Source organism: Marinobacter flavimaris, from assembly GCF_002933295.1.
GTDB lineage: Bacteria > Pseudomonadota > Gammaproteobacteria > Pseudomonadales > Oleiphilaceae > Marinobacter > Marinobacter flavimaris.
This window is the reverse complement of sequence record NZ_PSSW01000005.1, coordinates 303,137-319,282: the sequence shown is the minus strand read 5'-3', so window position 1 is coordinate 319,282 and position 16,146 is coordinate 303,137. Positions and strand designations below refer to the sequence as shown.

The following is a 16,146-nucleotide window of genomic DNA, read 5'->3' as shown; positions in this document are numbered from 1 at the left end:
CCCTTTTTGATCCAGCGATCGGCAAGAGAGGGTTGGGAGACTAGAGTTATTGTTGGTTGTAGGCTCATTGCTCCACGATACGAAGCCCACAGCCCGGCAAGAATAGTACTTTGGTGCCTGTTTTTTGGTGCGATGGTCGCATTCAACCCGACACCAGGATGGCGTGTAATGAAACCATCACAATAATAAACAGAGGATCGACTCCGACTCCGGCGATTCTCTGCACAGGAGGCCGCTATGCTGAACGAGCTCGATGCCGCACTCTCTTCCGAAAACCGTTATCATGATTCGGAAGCCATTCCCGACACTGAAAACAAACAGGTAGACCCATCCATGGAGCCGGCTTACAAGATCCTGATTGCCGACGACCACCCACTGTTCCGGGAAGCCATCAGCAGCGTTATCGCCTCTGGCTTTGAGGGCAGCGAGATCATCGAAACCGACGATCTGGACAGCGCTCTCGACATTACCCGTGAGAATGACGACCTGGACCTGATCCTGCTGGACCTGAACATGCCCGGCATGCATGGTCTTAACGGCCTGATCACCCTGCGCAACGAAGCCCCGACGATTCCGGTGGTTATTGTCTCTGCCGAGGAAGACAAGCAGGTGGTGCTGCAGGCCATTACCTACGGCGCCTGCGGCTTCATTACCAAGTCCTCGCCCAGGGCCCAGATGACCGAGGCCATCCAGCAGATCCTGAACGGCAATGTCTATCTGCCTTCGGACATCATCCGAACCGGCAAGGAGAGCAATACTCGTCGTAGTCGCAATGAAGACAACCCGATTTCACCGGAGCTGCTCAACTCACTGACACGTCGGCAGCTGCTGGTGCTCGAGCGCATGTCCAAGGGCGAATCCAACAAGCAGATCGCCTATAACCTGAACATCGCCGAGACCACGGTGAAGGCCCATGTATCAGCGATACTTCGCAAGCTCGGGGTTCACAACCGCGTGCAGGCGATTCTCTCTGCCAGCGATGTGGATTTCAGTCAGTATCTGAAGCGGTAATAAGGTCAGGGTTTGACAGGCTAAAAGCAAAAAGGGTCAGGTGACATGTTCATCTGACCCTTTTCGTATGAGACCGCAGTCAGCTTCTCAGTAGATGACTCAGCGCACTGCGCAGCTTCAGAGGCTTCACCGGCTTGTTCATCAGCAGGTGCCCAAGTTCGCGGATATGCTGCTTGAGTTCATTGGTGTAGTTAGCCGTAATCATCACCACTGGCGCCGGACATCTCCGGCGGCCATTGATCTCCGCCACCACATCCACGCCGTTTTCATCGTTGTCCAGATGATAGTCCGCCAGGATCAGGTCCACTGCACTGGTAGCCGGATCCAGCTGACGCTCGAGATCCTCAAGGGACACCGCCGTCACCACCTGGCAGTCCCAACCTTCGAGCAGGGTTTGCATGCCCTGGCAAATAGACTGGTCATTGTCGATCACCCAGATCCGGGCACCGCCAAGACCACTATCGAAAGACGCGGCTCGATTCTGGTCGGCCGTCGGCTGCCTCGGCTTCAGTTTGCCAATGGGGACCCGGACGCTGAACACTGATCCCCTGCCCTCAATGGAATTCACCGTCACCTCATGCCCAAGCATGCGCGATATCTTGTCCACAATGGCCAGACCAAGCCCCAGGCCTTTATCGGGTTGTGAGCCGGCCGGACGGATGCGTTTGAATTCCTGGAAGATCTCGGTGAGCTTGTCTTCGGGAATACCGGGGCCGGTATCCCACACCTGCAACAGGACATGGTCCGTTTGTCGACGGCAGCCAAGCAGAATCCGGCCGTTGCCGGTATAACGGATGGCGTTGGTCAGGAAATTCCGGAGGATCCGAGCCAGTAGCTGGGAATCCGACTCCACAATCGCGGAGCTGGCAACGAAATCCAGTTGCAGCCCCTCGGCCGTGGCCATCTGCCGGAATTCCCGGGCGATGTTATTGAGCAGGTCCCGAAGATCAAAGGCGGTGACATCCGGTTTGATAACGCCGGCATCGAGCTTGGAAATATCCACCAGGGTGCCCAGAAGGTTTTCGACGTCGTCCAGAGAGGTACTGACCGACCGAACCAGGCCTTCCGCCTTGGGCCCGAACGACTGTTCCAGCAGAGCACTGGTAAACAACCGTGCGGCATTCAGAGGTTGCAGCAAGTCATGGCTGACCGCAGCGAGGAACTTGGTTTTCGAGAGATTGGCCCTCTCGGCCTCCAGCTTGGCATCCCGAAGCCGGGCTTCTACGGCAGCCCGTTCGGTGATTTCCTGGCGCAGCTGGTTGTTCAGGCCGGTCAGGGCCGCGGTGCGCTCCTTCACCCGTCGCTCCAGGTTGTCATAGGCCTGTTCCAGTGCCAGGGCGGTCTTGCGGCGGTCGGTGATGTCCCGTATCAACACAAAGAAACCGATGATGTCTCCCTGCTCATCGAAATTGGGAACGTAGGAGCGCAGCATGTGGCGCACCTCACCCTGCTCACCGGTCTCCTCGAATTCAAATGTGACATTGTGGCCGTCCATGACATCGAGGATCTGGGGAAGTAGGCGCTGGTAGAACTCGGGCGAATGTACCTCGTTGAGGCGCTTGCCGAGTGGCGACTCACCTTTGCGCCCGTACCAGGACTCGTAGACCTTGTTGCAGAACTGGATGGTCATATCGGCCCCGATGTAGGCAATCAGCGCCGGAACATGGTCGGTCACCACCCGAATCCAGCGCTCGCTTTCTTCGAGCGCCTTGATCCGCCGGGCCATTTCGCTGTTCTTCACATCGGTGATGTCGGAGTAGAGCACGACCAACCCGCCTTCCCGGGTCGGTCTCTCGGTAACCTGAACCCAGCGGCCGTTGGCCAGCAGAAACACCACGCCTTCCGAATCCGGATGGCTGTGTTCCTCCAGAACCAGACCGCAGGCCACCGCCTGCCGCTTCACGTCTGAAATCCAGGTGCCTTGGCCTGGCGCCTCAACACCGGCATGCCGCCAGTAGCTCCGGAACCGGCTGTTGCTCTGGATCAGGCAATGCTGGTTATCAAACAGCACAAAGCCGTCGGCAATGCTCTCGATGGCATCGCTCAACCTCTGGCGGGTTGTCTCGGCTTCTTCCCGGGCCCGATTCAGGGCCTTGTTGCTGCCCTTGAGCTGTTCCATGGCCTGGTTCAACGCCTCGGTTCGCTCCCGAACCTGCTCGGCAAGCACCACCGAGTGCTCGAAGGCCGCGTAGGGCTCCGGCTTATGGGCAGAGCCGGACTCCACCCGGACAATCAGGGCATCGCGAATCCGCCTCAGACGCTCGTTCTCCGCCTCAAGCTCGGCAATTCGCTGGTCCCGCTCGTCCTCGACGGGTGCTTCAATCTTGTCCGGAACGGACATCAGGCTGGCCAATGACCACCCCCGTAAACGTCTGGTTGATATGCATACCGTCGAACTGCTCGCCATAGGTATTGAAGCCAATCACCTTGTGATGGCGAAGGAACTCCGAGACTGCCTCCACTTCCCCGGTCAGTTCAGCCTCCAGCCGTCGCAGAAAACAATCGCAGCCAATCGTAACCAGGGGCGGCCCCACGACCTGCTCTGCCGCCTCGATCTGGGTGCGAACGCTGTCCAGCAGGGATTCCGGCGCCATCGCCGTCATCACGATTCCCGTTTCCACTGCACAGTAGAAAGTCAGGCTCTTGTCCGGATTCACCCGCTGCACCGATCGGACGAAATAGTGACCGCCGATTTTTACTCCCATGGGCCTGAGTGCGAAGACCTTGCGATCCAGTGCTTCGACATCCACACCAACGGCGCGGGCATAGGCATCAGCTGCCGGCTCTGCATTAAGCTCATACACCGTGCGGCTTTCCGCGCAGGCGTCGGTCACGACCAGCTTTTCACTGCGCTCGACCATGTGGTGCGTGGAAAAAACCCGGAAATCCAGCGGTGTGTTCACCAGCAACACCGTGGCGGCTCCGGTGTGGAACTGGCCATCGTAGAACACATGGGTGTTGGCCAGGCGCTCATCGTCGCCGGCGGAGCCGCCGAACTGGGGAATGGTGCCGAGCGCCGAATTGAGCGTTGCCAGCACCAGCTCTTCACGACTCGACAGACCGTCCAGCAGCGTAATGGCAAAGGTGTTGCCCTTGACCGGCGCCAGCCTGGCGTCCCGACAGGTTGAAAGCAGGCCGTCGATTACGCCCTGGGCATCTTGCAGGGTGAACCGGTCCAGTTCCCGGATCAGGGCGCAATCGATGGCAAAATAGCGGCTGTCAAAGCCGATGGCGGTGATGTATCCACGTCCGTAGCCGTCCGGTGTGATCTCCCCGGCCGAAGTGCAGCCGCAGACACGCACACCCTGAAAACTGTGCTCGAGGGCACTACCAAGTCGACCCAGGTCGTATTCCGCAGAACAGAAAAAAAGCACACAGCCAAGATGCTCGTGGCTGAGCTGGCTGGCGAGATTGGTGGCGGCCAACATAGGATCGCGAACGCTGGAGCTCGCTACCCGGACCGCAGGCAGGGTCGTCGCTGGCTTCATAAACGCGGTTCCCGAAAACGGATGACTTTTCACCGATTCTACGGCATCCGTAAACGCAGCCAATGCGACTTCAGTGCTTTTAATAGGCGCGCCAAAATGATCGTAAGCCATTGATTAAACTGCCTCCTGAATCAATGCCTGGTGGCGCTGCCGGTTTCCGTCCAGGCAAACCGGCACTTTAGTCTTAGACAAACCGGCGCTGCGAGGGGCCTCCCGCCACCCGCAACGCCAGGTAGGGCTTAGAACATCACGATGGCGCCAAGGGCGATGGTGTCCGCCTCAGTGGTGGTTGCACCGGTGGTGCGGTTGTTGTCTTCGTACATGTTGTACTCGGCAACCAGCTTGAAGTTGCTGTTTACATCGTGGAAGAACCCGAGCGTTGTGCTCTCGGTTTCCAGATTCAGGATTTCAGCGTCCGTCTCGCCGTAGGAAAGCACAACGCGATTGGCACCGAAGGCATAGGAGCCCTGAACCAGGAAGCCGTCGGCATCGTCTTCGGTCACCGCACCGTTGCCGATCAGAACCGGGTTGTCACCCTTGGAAGTAAAACCGGAAGCAGCCAGGGTCAGTCCCGCGACCGACGCCTTGATACCGTACCCGAGGCCCGTGCTGTCGACGGTTGTCGTGCCGTTCTCGGCAGACTGGTAGCGGCCGTTCACCCAGCCGGTCAGGGCCACGTCGTTCAGGTTGGCGTTATAGGTTACCTCGGACTCGAAGCGGGGTGCGGCGTTTTCATCGTTGGCGCCGGTGACCGTATCGGCGGGATCCAGCACACCGGCCGCGACTTTGAGGCCGCCCATATCCGGCGAGCGATAGGTAATCTGGGCGGAGGGTGTCGGGTAAGGATAGCCTGCGCGGATATTGCCGAAGGAAACGCCACCGGCAACGCCCGGGGAACCGAATCCCATCAGGATTTCGTCGAGGAAAATGTTGGAGCGGGCATACAGGCCGAAGTCCTTACCAATCAGCACCTGACCAAAATCGCCGTCTACCGTGGCATAGAACTGACGCACGTCGATGGCGGTGTCTGTGGGTGAATCAAGACTGTCATTGATGGTGGTCCAGAACGAAGAACGTCCGCCCAGGGTCAGATCACCCATATCCTTGCTGAAATTGAAGCCGATGGTGTTCGGCAGGAAGCCCATCTTGATGCGGGAATCCCGAACGTCGTTCTGCTTGTCGTCACGGTTTACGTAGAATGCGTTGAAGTAGCCATCCACGGAAAAGCTGGTGCCGTCCTGGTTATACAGCTCAACAGCGGCATTGGCTCCTGCGCTGGCGCCCATGGCCGCTGCCATGGCAATCGCTAACCCTGACTTTCTGACGTTATTGTTTTTCATAGTTCCCCCGGTTGTTTTTGGAAATCTGGGATCGGAGGCCCGGATCATCCGGACGCCCCAGGCGCGGTCTGTCGCCTGAATTCCATGGTCGGTGATGCGAGGGAGGGGGAAAATGCTTCGACGGAGCAGGTTTTCTGCTCATTTGGGAGGCACTTGAATTGAAACTTTGGGAGTACGACCCGGCGGATCAGTCGCCGGGGAACTGAGCCAGTTCCTGCAGGCAGTCGTTGAGGAAGTCTTCGGGGTCGGCCATGACGGCCTCATCGGCAACGACGCCAAACTGCACCTGGTCGGCGTAGCTGACAATGCTGATGCCCAAACCGATATCCCCGGCCTGGGGCACCCAGAACATCTGTTCGGTTATCCGGCAGCCGGCAATATACCGGGCCTCCGGAGTGCCGGGCACGTTGGACACCACGGCACTGGCCTTGCGGTAGAACACCTCGGCCAACGGCTCCCGCCAAGGCTCTGGAACAATCGTGGCGCTGGCCGCGAGACCCCAGGCAATGCCGGGCTGCCAGCTTTTCTTAAGACGGCGGGTTTCGTGCTTGATGCGGAAAAGTCGCTCGAGGGGACTTTCACCATCCACCGGCAAAGGTACAAACACGGTGCCAAAATAATTGCCCAGCGCGCCGGGTGCCGGCTTGAGCTCCTCGGGCAGGCGACTGCGAATATCCACCGGTACGGCGGCATGCAGCACGGCTTCATCGAGGTCCTCGCCTTCAATGCCCAGGCGGGTGCGCACAGCCGCCGCCACACAGCTCAGCAACACATCGTTGATGGTTACATTGGTAGCTCGGGCAATGTTTCTGAAGCGGTCGAGGGGCACTGGCTCGGACCAGCGACAATGTCGCCTCCCCAGCAACGGCTGCCTGAGATCCGTCGCCGTGTCTTCCGGCTCCACCAGGAACTCCGAAAATTCATTGACCAGCTTCAGGCTCTTCTGGGCGACCCGCTCCAGCAAGCGACCCGCGTCCTGCCATTGATTACCGGCGGACCGGTCTGCATTGCCAGCACCGTGGGATTCTTCAGAAGGCTCTTCGGATGCCATCAGTTGCCCGAACCAGGCCTTTGCCGCAGCCGTCCAGCGTGACAGCTCCGCGATTTCGGGGGCGCCGTAAATGGCGGGATGCTGCTGGGGAGAGGGCGGGCACAGTCGGTCAAAGATGCCCAGCAGAGACAGGCCATCGGCGTAACAGTGGTGAATGCGCAGCAGTAGCACCGCCCCACCCTCGGCATTGGGCGCAAGCCAGAATTTCCAGCGCGGGCGATACATGGGCAGAGGCTGGTTCAGACGCGCGGACACCCATTCCTGAAGGCTGTCGGGCGTGAAACGATCCACAACCACATCAAGGTGGTGGCTAACATCAAACGTCGGATCCTGCTCCCACCACCAGGCAGGTGAGCGCTTGACGGGCATGTACCGGAAACGCTCCCAGGCCATCCAGTACACCCGCAGAAACTCCCTGAAACGGGGCGCAGTAAGCCCATCAACCCGCAACATCACGGTGATGGTCATGGGGTTTTCCGGGCGCTCCAGGGCCAGCCAGGCCGAATCAGCAGGTAGCAGGAGATGCGATTGCTCGTGACTCAAACCCGAACGTCCCTGGAGAAGTAATGAAGAAAGGGGCCCTGGATCCAATGCCAAGCACGAGGCGCCCTAAGTAAAAACCTAACTCCGCATTGTGCCAGACAAGCCGCGCCGTCTCCATATGCGGCACCAGCGCACGCTGTTACAAAAAATTACACGTGAGTAACTGTTCAGTCCTATACTGGTTATAAGCCTTGGTGCAATGGTTATTAAACGCTGCCGATCCGTGATCGATTGGCCCTGGGACATCAAAAAATCCGTACTCAGAGCCAGTAACATAACGAGATGATCGGGGTACAAAAGGCTTACCAGCACAACCAAATTCCAACAACAGGCCATTGCCGTGCTGGGTGGGAGAACAGTTATGAAAGCGAGCCATGTTCGCAAGCTGATCAAACCGATTGAAAGCGCCTACTCGGAAATGTTTTCCGGGCATGTGTATCGCGTCGGCAAGGGCGCTGTTTCCGTTCGCAACCACAGCGGCAAAGCGGAGCAGACCGTAATTGGCGTGCACGGCTTTCTGGAAAATCACTGCTACTTCACCCAGGCCTATGAAGCGCCGACCACTGAACTGATCCTGCTCACCTGCAGCAACTACCACATCCCGGTAAACGGCGTTACGCCGGAAACGCCGGAATGGGAAGTGCCGATCAAGCAGCTGGAAGGCACGATCGAGTACGACGCCTGCATTCTTAACCAGGCGCTCTCCAGCCTCCCGACTACTCAGAACATCCGGGTTCATGGACATTCCCGTGGCGGAGCGGTCATTCTCGAGGCCATCAAGCAATGGCCCGAGCTCTATGATGACGTGGAAGTGGTTCTGGAGGCACCGGTACTCCCCAACGGCAAGCTCTCAGCTCTGGTAACCACCATTCTGGAACCGGTCAGTCACGGCATGTGGCCCTGGCTGATCCGTCTGATCAACAGCGCTCCGTCGTCGGCCTATGGCCAGACCTTTTTCGGCAAGATGAATCCGCGCAAGAAGCAGCTGTTGAGCAAGCTGTTCTCAGCCACCAAGGATCACCTGACCATTGTTCGTAACATCGAGAACATCATGGACTGGATGGCGCGGACGGACAGCAGTGTCTACGGCCATGTGCGCCACGGCACCTTCCTGATCCCTGCCGTGGATCGCATTCTCGATCGCTCATCCATGCTGGCCAGCGCCCGCCAGAGCCCGACCACCATGCGCATCGTGGAAACCGAGGCACCGAGCCACTTCATTACGCTGGACAGCAAGGAATGGGTTCCGGGGTTCGAAACGCTCCCGACAGCCGCGCAGGGCTGACGCCCGGCTTGCACCCTGCTGCAAGACCACTGCAGCTCCGCTAAACTACGCTCTTTTCCTCAGGTTTAGTGGAGCCATCGCCCATGTACCGTGAGCGCCTCGTCGCTACCGAAGCCCGCTCTGAAAGCGCTCGCCGGCTGCAGCAACTGCTTCTGGACTACCATGATTTCCGGCGCCTGAAAGCCGAGCATCCGCTGATGGAACACGCCGTCTCCGTCGCCGACTGGCAGGCGGAGCGGCTGAAGTCGACCCATGAGGATCTTTATCGCCATCCCGGATATCACCACGGCCTCGAATTTCTGCTGACCGACCTCTACGCCCCGGCCGGCATGACCCGCCGGGACGACAATATTGATCGGGTGTTTCCCAAAATGGTGAAGTGGTTGCCAGATAATCTGCTGGACACCTTCGCCGGCCTCGTGGAACTGAACCTGATCACCCAACAGCTGGACCTGGAGCTCGCCGAACTGTTCCATCAGCAAGGTGTGTCTGCGCGGGCAATCACCACGGACGCCTATTGTGCAGCCTACCGGGAGAGCCGACGGCTGGCGCAGAGAGAGAAACAGATTACCCTGGTGGCAGACGTTGGCCAGCAACTTGATCGCTATGTCCGCAACCGCACCCTTGGATGGCTGCTATCGATGACCCGGGGCCCGGCAGAGATGGCCGATCTGACGGATCTGCACAGCTTCCTGCACCGGGGCTATTCCGCCTTCCGGAAGATGGACGATGTGGAGCTACTGATCGACCGGCTGGTTTCCCGGGAGCAGCGGGTAATGCGCAACATTCTCGACCATCACCCGGACCCGTTCAGCCTGCCGGAAAACCTCTGAGCCGGGGATAGTTGGCTGGCTCAGGCCTTGATGATCTGGTCCAGCTGGGAGTGGATTTCCTGCTCGATCCGCGATTTGAAGGGCCGCAGCATCATGCCCAGCTCCAGGTGAATGTGCAGGTCTGTCGGCGTGATGTTCAGGTGCCCCTTGACGCCACTGCGCTTGAACTTCAGGTGGTCGCCTTCCCACTCATAATGCACGTCAAACTGACTGGACAGGTCTTTGGCAAGGGATTCTGCGGCCTGCCTTGCGTGTTCTTGATCCAGGGTGTGCGGGCGATGTACATCAATTACAGACATGAAGCGGTTTTCTCTCGGATTTGGATAGATTTACAGTTTAGGGCGCTATTTAACTCACCGCCACCCTTGTAGCAACCCCGTCAGCGGTTAGAATACGGGGTTCAGATTCTGACAGGACATGCCCCATGAGCGAGCAGCAAACGCCAGCCAACCAGGCCGCAAACAGCAACGGCCAGGACGACGTAACCCATTTCGGGTTTCGCAATGTGCCCAAGAGCCAGAAAGCGAGCCAGGTGGCCGAGGTGTTCCACAGTGTGGCGGGCAAGTACGACCTCATGAATGACCTGATGTCCATGGGAATTCACCGGCTCTGGAAACGTTTCACCATTGAGCTTTCGGGCGTGCGTCCCGGCCACCAGGTGCTGGACATTGCCGGCGGCACTGGCGATCTCACCATGAAGTTTTCAGACCTTGTGGGTCCGTCCGGCAAGGTGGTGCTGGCCGACATCAATGCCTCCATGCTGCAGGTGGGCCGCAGCCGGCTGACCGATCGCGGCTATGCGGGCAACATTGAATACGTACAGGCGGATGCCGAGCATCTGCCGTTTCCGGACAACAACTTCAATGCGGTATCCATCGCCTTCGGTCTGCGCAATGTCACCGATAAAGACCAGGCCCTGCGCGACATGACCCGGGTTCTCAAGCCCGGCGGCAAGCTGATGATCCTGGAATTCTCCAAGCCGACCAATCCATTGCTGAGCAAGGCCTACGACACCTACTCCTTTTCCGCCCTGCCCCTGATGGGCCAGCTCATCGCCGGCGACAGTGAAAGCTACAAGTACCTGGCCGAATCCATCCGCATGCATCCCGACCAGGACACCCTCAAGGGCATGATGGAGAACGCCGGCCTGGTGAACTGCAAGTACTACAACATGACCGGCGGTATCGTCGCCCTGCACGTGGGAATCAAGCCCTGATGTTTCCCGGCCCCACCCTGCTTTCCGCTGTCTCCGCTATCCTGGAAAGTGCCCTGAACCGGGCACTGGAACTGGATCAGGCGGGGCATAGTGCCTTGATGGAAGCGTTGGCGGGGCCGGTTCAGTTCAATATCACCGACCCGATTGCCCTGACCTACACCCTGGACCGGGCCGGAAACCGCGTCCGCGTCGGCAGTCAGCCGGTCGAACAGCCAGCGCTCGAGATCACCGGCAAACCCATCGCCTTTGCAGCGCTGGCCACCGGCGATGACCGGGTCTTTGCCGACGGCCGTCTTGACGTGACCGGCGACACAGCGCTGGCCCATCAGCTGCAACGAGCTCTGAACCAGCTTGAACCGGATTGGGAAGCCGCCATGGCCCGGCACATCGGCGATGTGCCCGCACACTTCCTCGGCCAACGGGTTCGCGGCGCTATCCGATGGAGTCGACAGGCCTTTCAGTCCCTGAATGCCAACATCGAGGAGTATGTGCACGAGGAAAGTCGCGCCCTGCCCGGTCGGCGGGAGCTGGAAGCTACGTTCGAGGATATCGACGAACTGAACCTGCGCACGGAAAGACTGGAAGCGCGGCTTAATCTGATTGAAAACCGCGGCAAGACTGACGAATCGGAGAACCTGTGACCCGCCTGCAACGCCTGTTCCGAATTGCCTGGGTATTCTGCCGTTACCGGCTGGACACGTTCCTGCCTATCGCAGAGCTGCCCGCGCCCCTGAAGGTGTTTTTCCTGCTGGCGCCCTGGCACCTGTTCCCGCAACCGAAGCTCGATCGTGGCGACCGCCTTCGGCTGGCGCTGGAGGAACTGGGCCCCGTGTTCGTAAAGTTCGGCCAGATCCTCTCTACCCGAAGGGATCTTCTGCCGGACGACATGGCGGAATCCCTGAAGAATCTCCAGGACCGGGTACCGCCGTTCCCGAGCAATGAAGCCCGGAGCATTATCGAAACCTCCCTCGGTGCCCCGGTTTCGGACCTGTTTGCCGAATTCAGTCCGGACCCGCTTGCCTCGGCATCGGTTGCCCAGGTGCATGCAGCCACCCTGCGCAACGGCCAGAAGGTAGTCGTGAAAGTTCTGCGACCGGGCATAGAGAAGGTAATCCGTCAGGATCTGGCCCTGATGTACCTGATGGCTGGCCTGCTGGAAAAATACTGGTCCGAAGGCAAGCGCCTGCACCCGATGGAAGTGGTAGCCGACTACGATTCCACCATTCACGATGAGCTGGATCTCCAGCGCGAGGCCGCCAACGCCAGCCAGCTGCGCCGGAATTTCGAAAACTCCTCGCTGATCTACATTCCCTTTATCGACTGGGACTACACCCGCAAATCCGTGCTGGTGATGGAGCGGATTCACGGCATCCCCATTGCCGATACTGCGGCTCTGAAGGCCGCCGGCGTCGACATGAAGGTACTGGCTGAAAAAGGCGTGGAAATTTTCTTTACCCAGGTGTTCCGGGACAGCTTCTTCCATGCCGACATGCATCCGGGCAACATCTTTGTGGATACGTCCAATCCCTCGGATCCCCGATATATCGCCATCGATTTCGGCATCGTTGGCACCCTGGCACCGGATGACCAGAGCTATCTTGCCCGAAACCTTCTGGCCTTTTTCCGCCGGGATTATCGGCAGGTTGCGCAGCTGCATATTCAGTCCGGCTGGGTACCGCCCGACACGCCAGTGAACCAGTTTGAGGCGGCCATACGTACTGTTTGCGAGCCCATCTTCGAGAAGCCGTTGAAGGATATCTCGTTCGGCCACTTCCTGTTGCGCCTGTTCCAGACGGCACGGCGGTTCAATATGGAAGTGCAGCCCCAGCTCGTTCTGCTGCAGAAAACCCTCCTGAACGTTGAAGGTCTGGGCCGACAGCTGTATCCGGATCTGGATTTGTGGAGCACCGCGCAACCCTACCTCGAGACCTGGATGCGCAAACGCATTGGCCCTTCGGGGCTGATCAAGTCGCTGCAGTCGCACCTTCCCTCCTGGCTGGAACAGTCGCCGGAAATGCCCCAGCTGGTGCACGATGCGCTCTTGCAACTGCGGCAGGCGGGGCCCACCGAGCCCCAGAACCGGGCAACACTGGCGTTGCTCCGGGAGCAGCAGATCCGTACCGAGCGGCGTTGGCGGCGGGCGACATTGGCGGTACTGCTCATTGCCGGCGGCTTTCTGGGCACTCAGCCCGAGAGCCGGCAGTGGATTGAAAGCGTGCCTGCCTGGAGCTGGGCCCTGTTTGCCGTCGCCGGCGGGCTCATGCTCCGGGGCAGCCGATAACCGATAAAGATTTCAGGATTCACAAAAATGCAAAATAGCTCGGATAACGTCGAGACCCCTGACTGGCTGGATGCCATTCGCTGGACAGAGGACGGCCTGGTTCCGGCCATCGCCCAGGACGCCGACACCGGCGACATCCTGATGATGGCCTGGATGAACCGCGAGTCGCTCAGGCTGACCGCCGAAGAAGGCCACGCCGTATACTGGTCGCGCTCCCGGGGCAAGCTCTGGCGCAAAGGGGAAACCTCGGGGCACCAACAGGTCATCCGGGACATTCGACTGGACTGCGACGAGGACGTCATCCTGCTGAAAGTAGAACAAAAAGGCGGCATCGCCTGCCATACTGGCAGACGCAGCTGCTTCTACCGGACTTTGAAAGACGGTCAGTGGGTCAGCGTTGACCCGGTGATCAAGGACCCCGGCACTATTTACGGCAGCAACTGAGGAGCACGGACTGTGAGCGATGTATTGGAAAACCTGGCGAGGGTTCTGGAGGCCAGGAAAGAGGCAGACCCGGAAACCTCCTATGTAGCCAGCCTCCACGCCAAGGGCCTGAACAAGATCCTGGAAAAAGTGGGGGAAGAGTGCACGGAAACCCTGCTGGCAGCCAAGGACGCAGAGCATTCCGGGGAAACCCGGGACGTGGTTTATGAAACCGCCGACCTCTGGTTCCACAGCATGGTCATGCTGTCGAGACTGGGCCTTGGCCCGAAGGACATCCTGGACGAACTGGCCAGCCGGTTCGATCTGTCAGGCCTGGAAGAAAAAGCGTCGAGGAACAAGTGAGCGGTAATACCTCTAAAGGGGTTTCCGCGTAACGGTTCTGGTAACGTACAATGTCATTGAACAGAAACATTAAAATGAGGACCCCGTAATGGGTATCAGCATCTGGCAATTACTTATCGTACTCGGCATTGTCATTCTGTTGTTCGGAACCAAGAAGCTTCGCAACATCGGCAGCGACCTCGGTGGTGCCATTCGCGGCTTCAAGAAGTCCATGAGCGATGAGGACTCCAAGGCCGAGAACCAGGAATCCCTGGAAGGCAAGGAAGGGGAGCAGCCACAGCAACAAGCGGCGGCCGAAGACAAGCCCCGGGACAAGTCCCACAGCTGAGACCAGGCTGAATGTTCGATATCGGCTTTCTTGAGCTGCTGATCTGCGGCGTCATAGCGCTATTGGTACTCGGCCCCGAGCGCCTGCCTGCGGCCGCCCGTGCGGCTGGCCGCTGGGTGGGTGGTGCACGGCGCATGGTTGGCCAGTTCACCTCGGAACTGGACCGGGAGCTAAAAGCCGGCGAACTCCGCGACGAGCTTCGCAAGGCAGGAGATGTTGGCCTCGACGACGTTCAGAAAACCGTGCGTGGCGCCCTGGACGAAGCCAGGAAATACGAGCACATGATCCTGCCCGAGAACGAGACCCAGAAGCCAAGGCCTGCACCTGCGACACGGCGGGTATCCGGCCAGCCAAAGGCCTCTGAGGCTCCAGCGCAGGATCAGCCCGATGCTGGTAGCTCCTCGCAGACGCCAGATTCCGGCTCTGACGGAAACGAACAACCCAAACGCGAAACCCCGCAAAGTCCGCCGGATAATCGTTCATGAATGCAAAACCCGACGGCAACCAGCTGCCTCCGGAGCAGCAGGAAATGCCACTGATCGAGCACCTGCTCGAACTGCGTAATCGCCTTCTGAAAATGGTTCTTGCGGTGCTGGTCTGCTTCGCTGCCATTTATCCGTTTGCCAACGAACTTTACCTGTGGCTGTCGGAGCCCATCCGTTCCCTGTTGCCCGTTGGCCAGACCATGATCGCAACGGATGTTACGTCGCCCTTCTTCGCACCGCTGAAGCTGGCCCTGGTTCTGGCTGTGTTCGCTGCCATTCCGATCATTCTCTACCAGCTCTGGAGCTTTATTGCCCCGGGCCTCTACGCCCACGAAAAACGTCTGGCCTTTCCGCTGCTGTTTACCTCGGTCATCCTGTTTTACGCGGGCGCTGCGTTTGCCTATTACGTGGTTTTCCCGCTGGTGTTCGGCTTCTTTACTGCGATAGGCCCCGAAGGCATCGTCGAACTTCCGGACATTACCAGCTACCTCAATTTCGTGCTCAAAATGTTCTTCGCCTTCGGTGTGGCCTTCGAAATTCCGATCGCCACAGTGCTGTTGATCCTCACCGGCGCCACCACGCCGGCCGATCTCGCAGCCAAACGCCCCTACGTGGTGGTTGGGTGCTTCATCATCGGCATGATGCTGACCCCGCCGGATATTATTTCACAGACCCTTCTCGCGGTTCCCATGTGGATCCTGTTCGAAGTTGGCATCCTGTTCGGGCGGCTGGCAAAACGGGAAGTCGCAGACCCGGAAAGCGATGAGCCTGCCGGCCAATGAATCTGGCGTTACTGTTTAACGAGGATTTCGTAGCGCCTGACCGGGCCGTTCTACGCGGTCGGCGCTTGGCCCACCTGCAGTCCGTTATCAAGGTCGTTGCTGGCGACACCATTCCCGTAGGCCGTTCGGATGGCCGGCTTGGAACCGGCGAAGTCGTCCGACTTACCGATAGCGAGGCAGAACTGCGAGTGACGCTGGATCAGACTCCGCCGGCTCCTCTGCCGCTCACCCTGATTCTGGCCATGCCCCGGCCCAAGATGTTCCGTCGCATCCTGCAAACCTGCGCTGCCCTGGGCGTCAAGGACCTCTGGCTGATCAACAGCTACAAGGTGGAGAAAAGCTTCTGGCAGACACCGTGGCTCTCAGACGAACAGCTTCGGGAGAACCTCACGCTGGGGCTGGAACAGGCAAAAGATACCCTGATGCCCCGTGTGCAGATCCGCAAGCTGTTCAAACCCTTCGTGGAAGATGAGTTGCCGGCGCTGTTGGCGGATAAACGAGCCCTGGTAGCGCATCCCGGCACAACCACCCCCTGCCCTGTGCACCTTAACCAGCCGACCGTGCTTTGCATTGGCCCGGAAGGTGGCTTCACGGCTTACGAAGTGGGAAAACTGGAAGAAGCCGGCTGCCAGAGCGTGCATCTCGGCCCCCGTATTCTGCGGGTCGAAACCGCGGTACCGGTACTGGTGAGCCGGCTGTTCGACGCCTGCCTCTAGA

General features: G+C 59.1%; 17 protein-coding genes. 12 read left to right on the top strand and 5 right to left on the bottom strand.

Annotated elements, in window-relative coordinates; all coding sequences use genetic code 11:
- The first annotated feature begins 333 nt into the window (after positions 1-333).
- Positions 334-1,011 (top strand): response regulator, encoded by a 678-nt coding sequence (locus MDHKLMBL_RS11815; protein ID WP_062786421.1) that lies wholly within the window; start codon positions 334-336, stop codon positions 1,009-1,011.
- Between the two features lie 79 nt (positions 1,012-1,090).
- On the opposite strand, the gene MDHKLMBL_RS11810 is transcribed toward MDHKLMBL_RS11815, so the two are convergent.
- The 4 genes from MDHKLMBL_RS11810 to MDHKLMBL_RS11795 form a co-directional block, all read right to left on the bottom strand.
- The gene (locus MDHKLMBL_RS11810; RefSeq protein ID WP_104270895.1) at positions 1,091-3,352 is read right to left on the bottom strand and encodes a hybrid sensor histidine kinase/response regulator; all 2,262 of its coding nucleotides are present in this window, start codon (positions 3,350-3,352) and stop codon (positions 1,091-1,093) included.
- Positions 3,330-4,499 carry a nitric oxide-sensing protein NosP gene (gene nosP / locus MDHKLMBL_RS11805; RefSeq protein ID WP_425269242.1) on the bottom strand — a complete coding sequence of 390 codons (1,170 nt, stop codon included), beginning with the start codon at positions 4,497-4,499 and terminating at the stop codon, positions 3,330-3,332. Before nosP ends, MDHKLMBL_RS11810 begins: the two co-directional genes overlap by 23 nt.
- A 239-nt stretch (positions 4,500-4,738) precedes the next feature.
- Positions 4,739-5,839, bottom strand: coding sequence for a porin (locus MDHKLMBL_RS11800; protein ID WP_104270852.1), 1,101 nt, complete (start codon positions 5,837-5,839; stop codon positions 4,739-4,741).
- Between the two features lie 187 nt (positions 5,840-6,026).
- Positions 6,027-7,433 carry a WS/DGAT domain-containing protein gene (locus MDHKLMBL_RS11795; protein ID WP_092030609.1) on the bottom strand — a complete coding sequence of 469 codons (1,407 nt, stop codon included), beginning with the start codon at positions 7,431-7,433 and terminating at the stop codon, positions 6,027-6,029.
- A gap of 361 nt (positions 7,434-7,794) precedes the next feature.
- On the opposite strand from MDHKLMBL_RS11795, the gene MDHKLMBL_RS11790 reads away from it, so the two are divergent.
- Together MDHKLMBL_RS11790 and MDHKLMBL_RS11785 are read left to right on the top strand one after the other, a co-directional pair.
- Positions 7,795-8,718: an alpha/beta hydrolase gene (locus tag MDHKLMBL_RS11790; protein ID WP_014578398.1), complete on the top strand. Its 924-nt coding sequence runs from the start codon at positions 7,795-7,797 to the stop codon at positions 8,716-8,718.
- A gap of 83 nt (positions 8,719-8,801) precedes the next feature.
- On the top strand, positions 8,802-9,551 hold the full coding sequence (locus MDHKLMBL_RS11785; RefSeq protein ID WP_053113119.1) for a DUF8198 family protein: 750 nt from the start codon (positions 8,802-8,804) through the stop codon (positions 9,549-9,551).
- Between the two features lie 20 nt (positions 9,552-9,571).
- Here the strand turns inward: MDHKLMBL_RS11785 and MDHKLMBL_RS11780 are convergent, their stop codons facing one another.
- Positions 9,572-9,850: a polyhydroxyalkanoic acid system family protein gene (locus MDHKLMBL_RS11780; RefSeq protein ID WP_014578400.1), complete on the bottom strand. Its 279-nt coding sequence runs from the start codon at positions 9,848-9,850 to the stop codon at positions 9,572-9,574.
- A gap of 125 nt (positions 9,851-9,975) precedes the next feature.
- On the opposite strand from MDHKLMBL_RS11780, the gene ubiE reads away from it, so the two are divergent.
- The 9 genes from ubiE to MDHKLMBL_RS11735 all read left to right on the top strand — a co-directional run bounded on the left by ubiE (position 9,976) and on the right by MDHKLMBL_RS11735 (position 16,145).
- Positions 9,976-10,767 (top strand): bifunctional demethylmenaquinone methyltransferase/2-methoxy-6-polyprenyl-1,4-benzoquinol methylase UbiE, encoded by a 792-nt coding sequence (gene ubiE / locus MDHKLMBL_RS11775; protein WP_014578401.1) that lies wholly within the window; start codon positions 9,976-9,978, stop codon positions 10,765-10,767.
- The gene (locus tag MDHKLMBL_RS11770; RefSeq protein WP_104270851.1) at positions 10,767-11,408 is read left to right on the top strand and encodes a ubiquinone biosynthesis accessory factor UbiJ; all 642 of its coding nucleotides are present in this window, start codon (positions 10,767-10,769) and stop codon (positions 11,406-11,408) included. Before ubiE ends, MDHKLMBL_RS11770 begins: the two co-directional genes overlap by 1 nt.
- On the top strand, positions 11,405-13,048 hold the full coding sequence (gene ubiB / locus MDHKLMBL_RS11765) for a ubiquinone biosynthesis regulatory protein kinase UbiB (protein ID WP_104270850.1): 1,644 nt from the start codon (positions 11,405-11,407) through the stop codon (positions 13,046-13,048). The genes MDHKLMBL_RS11770 and ubiB overlap by 4 nt, the downstream gene beginning before the upstream one ends.
- A 27-nt stretch (positions 13,049-13,075) precedes the next feature.
- The gene (hisI, locus tag MDHKLMBL_RS11760) at positions 13,076-13,492 is read left to right on the top strand and encodes a phosphoribosyl-AMP cyclohydrolase (RefSeq protein WP_008170988.1); all 417 of its coding nucleotides are present in this window, start codon (positions 13,076-13,078) and stop codon (positions 13,490-13,492) included.
- A 12-nt stretch (positions 13,493-13,504) separates the two neighbouring features.
- On the top strand, positions 13,505-13,834 hold the full coding sequence (locus tag MDHKLMBL_RS11755; protein WP_014578404.1) for a phosphoribosyl-ATP diphosphatase: 330 nt from the start codon (positions 13,505-13,507) through the stop codon (positions 13,832-13,834).
- 88 nt (positions 13,835-13,922) lie between these two features.
- On the top strand, positions 13,923-14,162 hold the full coding sequence (gene tatA / locus MDHKLMBL_RS11750; RefSeq protein ID WP_014578405.1) for a Sec-independent protein translocase subunit TatA: 240 nt from the start codon (positions 13,923-13,925) through the stop codon (positions 14,160-14,162).
- Positions 14,163-14,173: 11 nt separating this feature from the next.
- On the top strand, positions 14,174-14,647 hold the full coding sequence (gene tatB, locus MDHKLMBL_RS11745) for a Sec-independent protein translocase protein TatB (protein ID WP_014578406.1): 474 nt from the start codon (positions 14,174-14,176) through the stop codon (positions 14,645-14,647).
- Positions 14,644-15,429, top strand: coding sequence for a twin-arginine translocase subunit TatC (gene tatC / locus MDHKLMBL_RS11740; protein ID WP_104270849.1), 786 nt, complete (start codon positions 14,644-14,646; stop codon positions 15,427-15,429). The genes tatB and tatC overlap by 4 nt, the downstream gene beginning before the upstream one ends.
- Positions 15,426-16,145, top strand: a complete 720-nt coding sequence (locus MDHKLMBL_RS11735; RefSeq protein WP_104270848.1) for a 16S rRNA (uracil(1498)-N(3))-methyltransferase — start codon at positions 15,426-15,428, stop codon at positions 16,143-16,145. The genes tatC and MDHKLMBL_RS11735 overlap by 4 nt, the downstream gene beginning before the upstream one ends.
- Position 16,146: the final 1 nt, after the last annotated feature.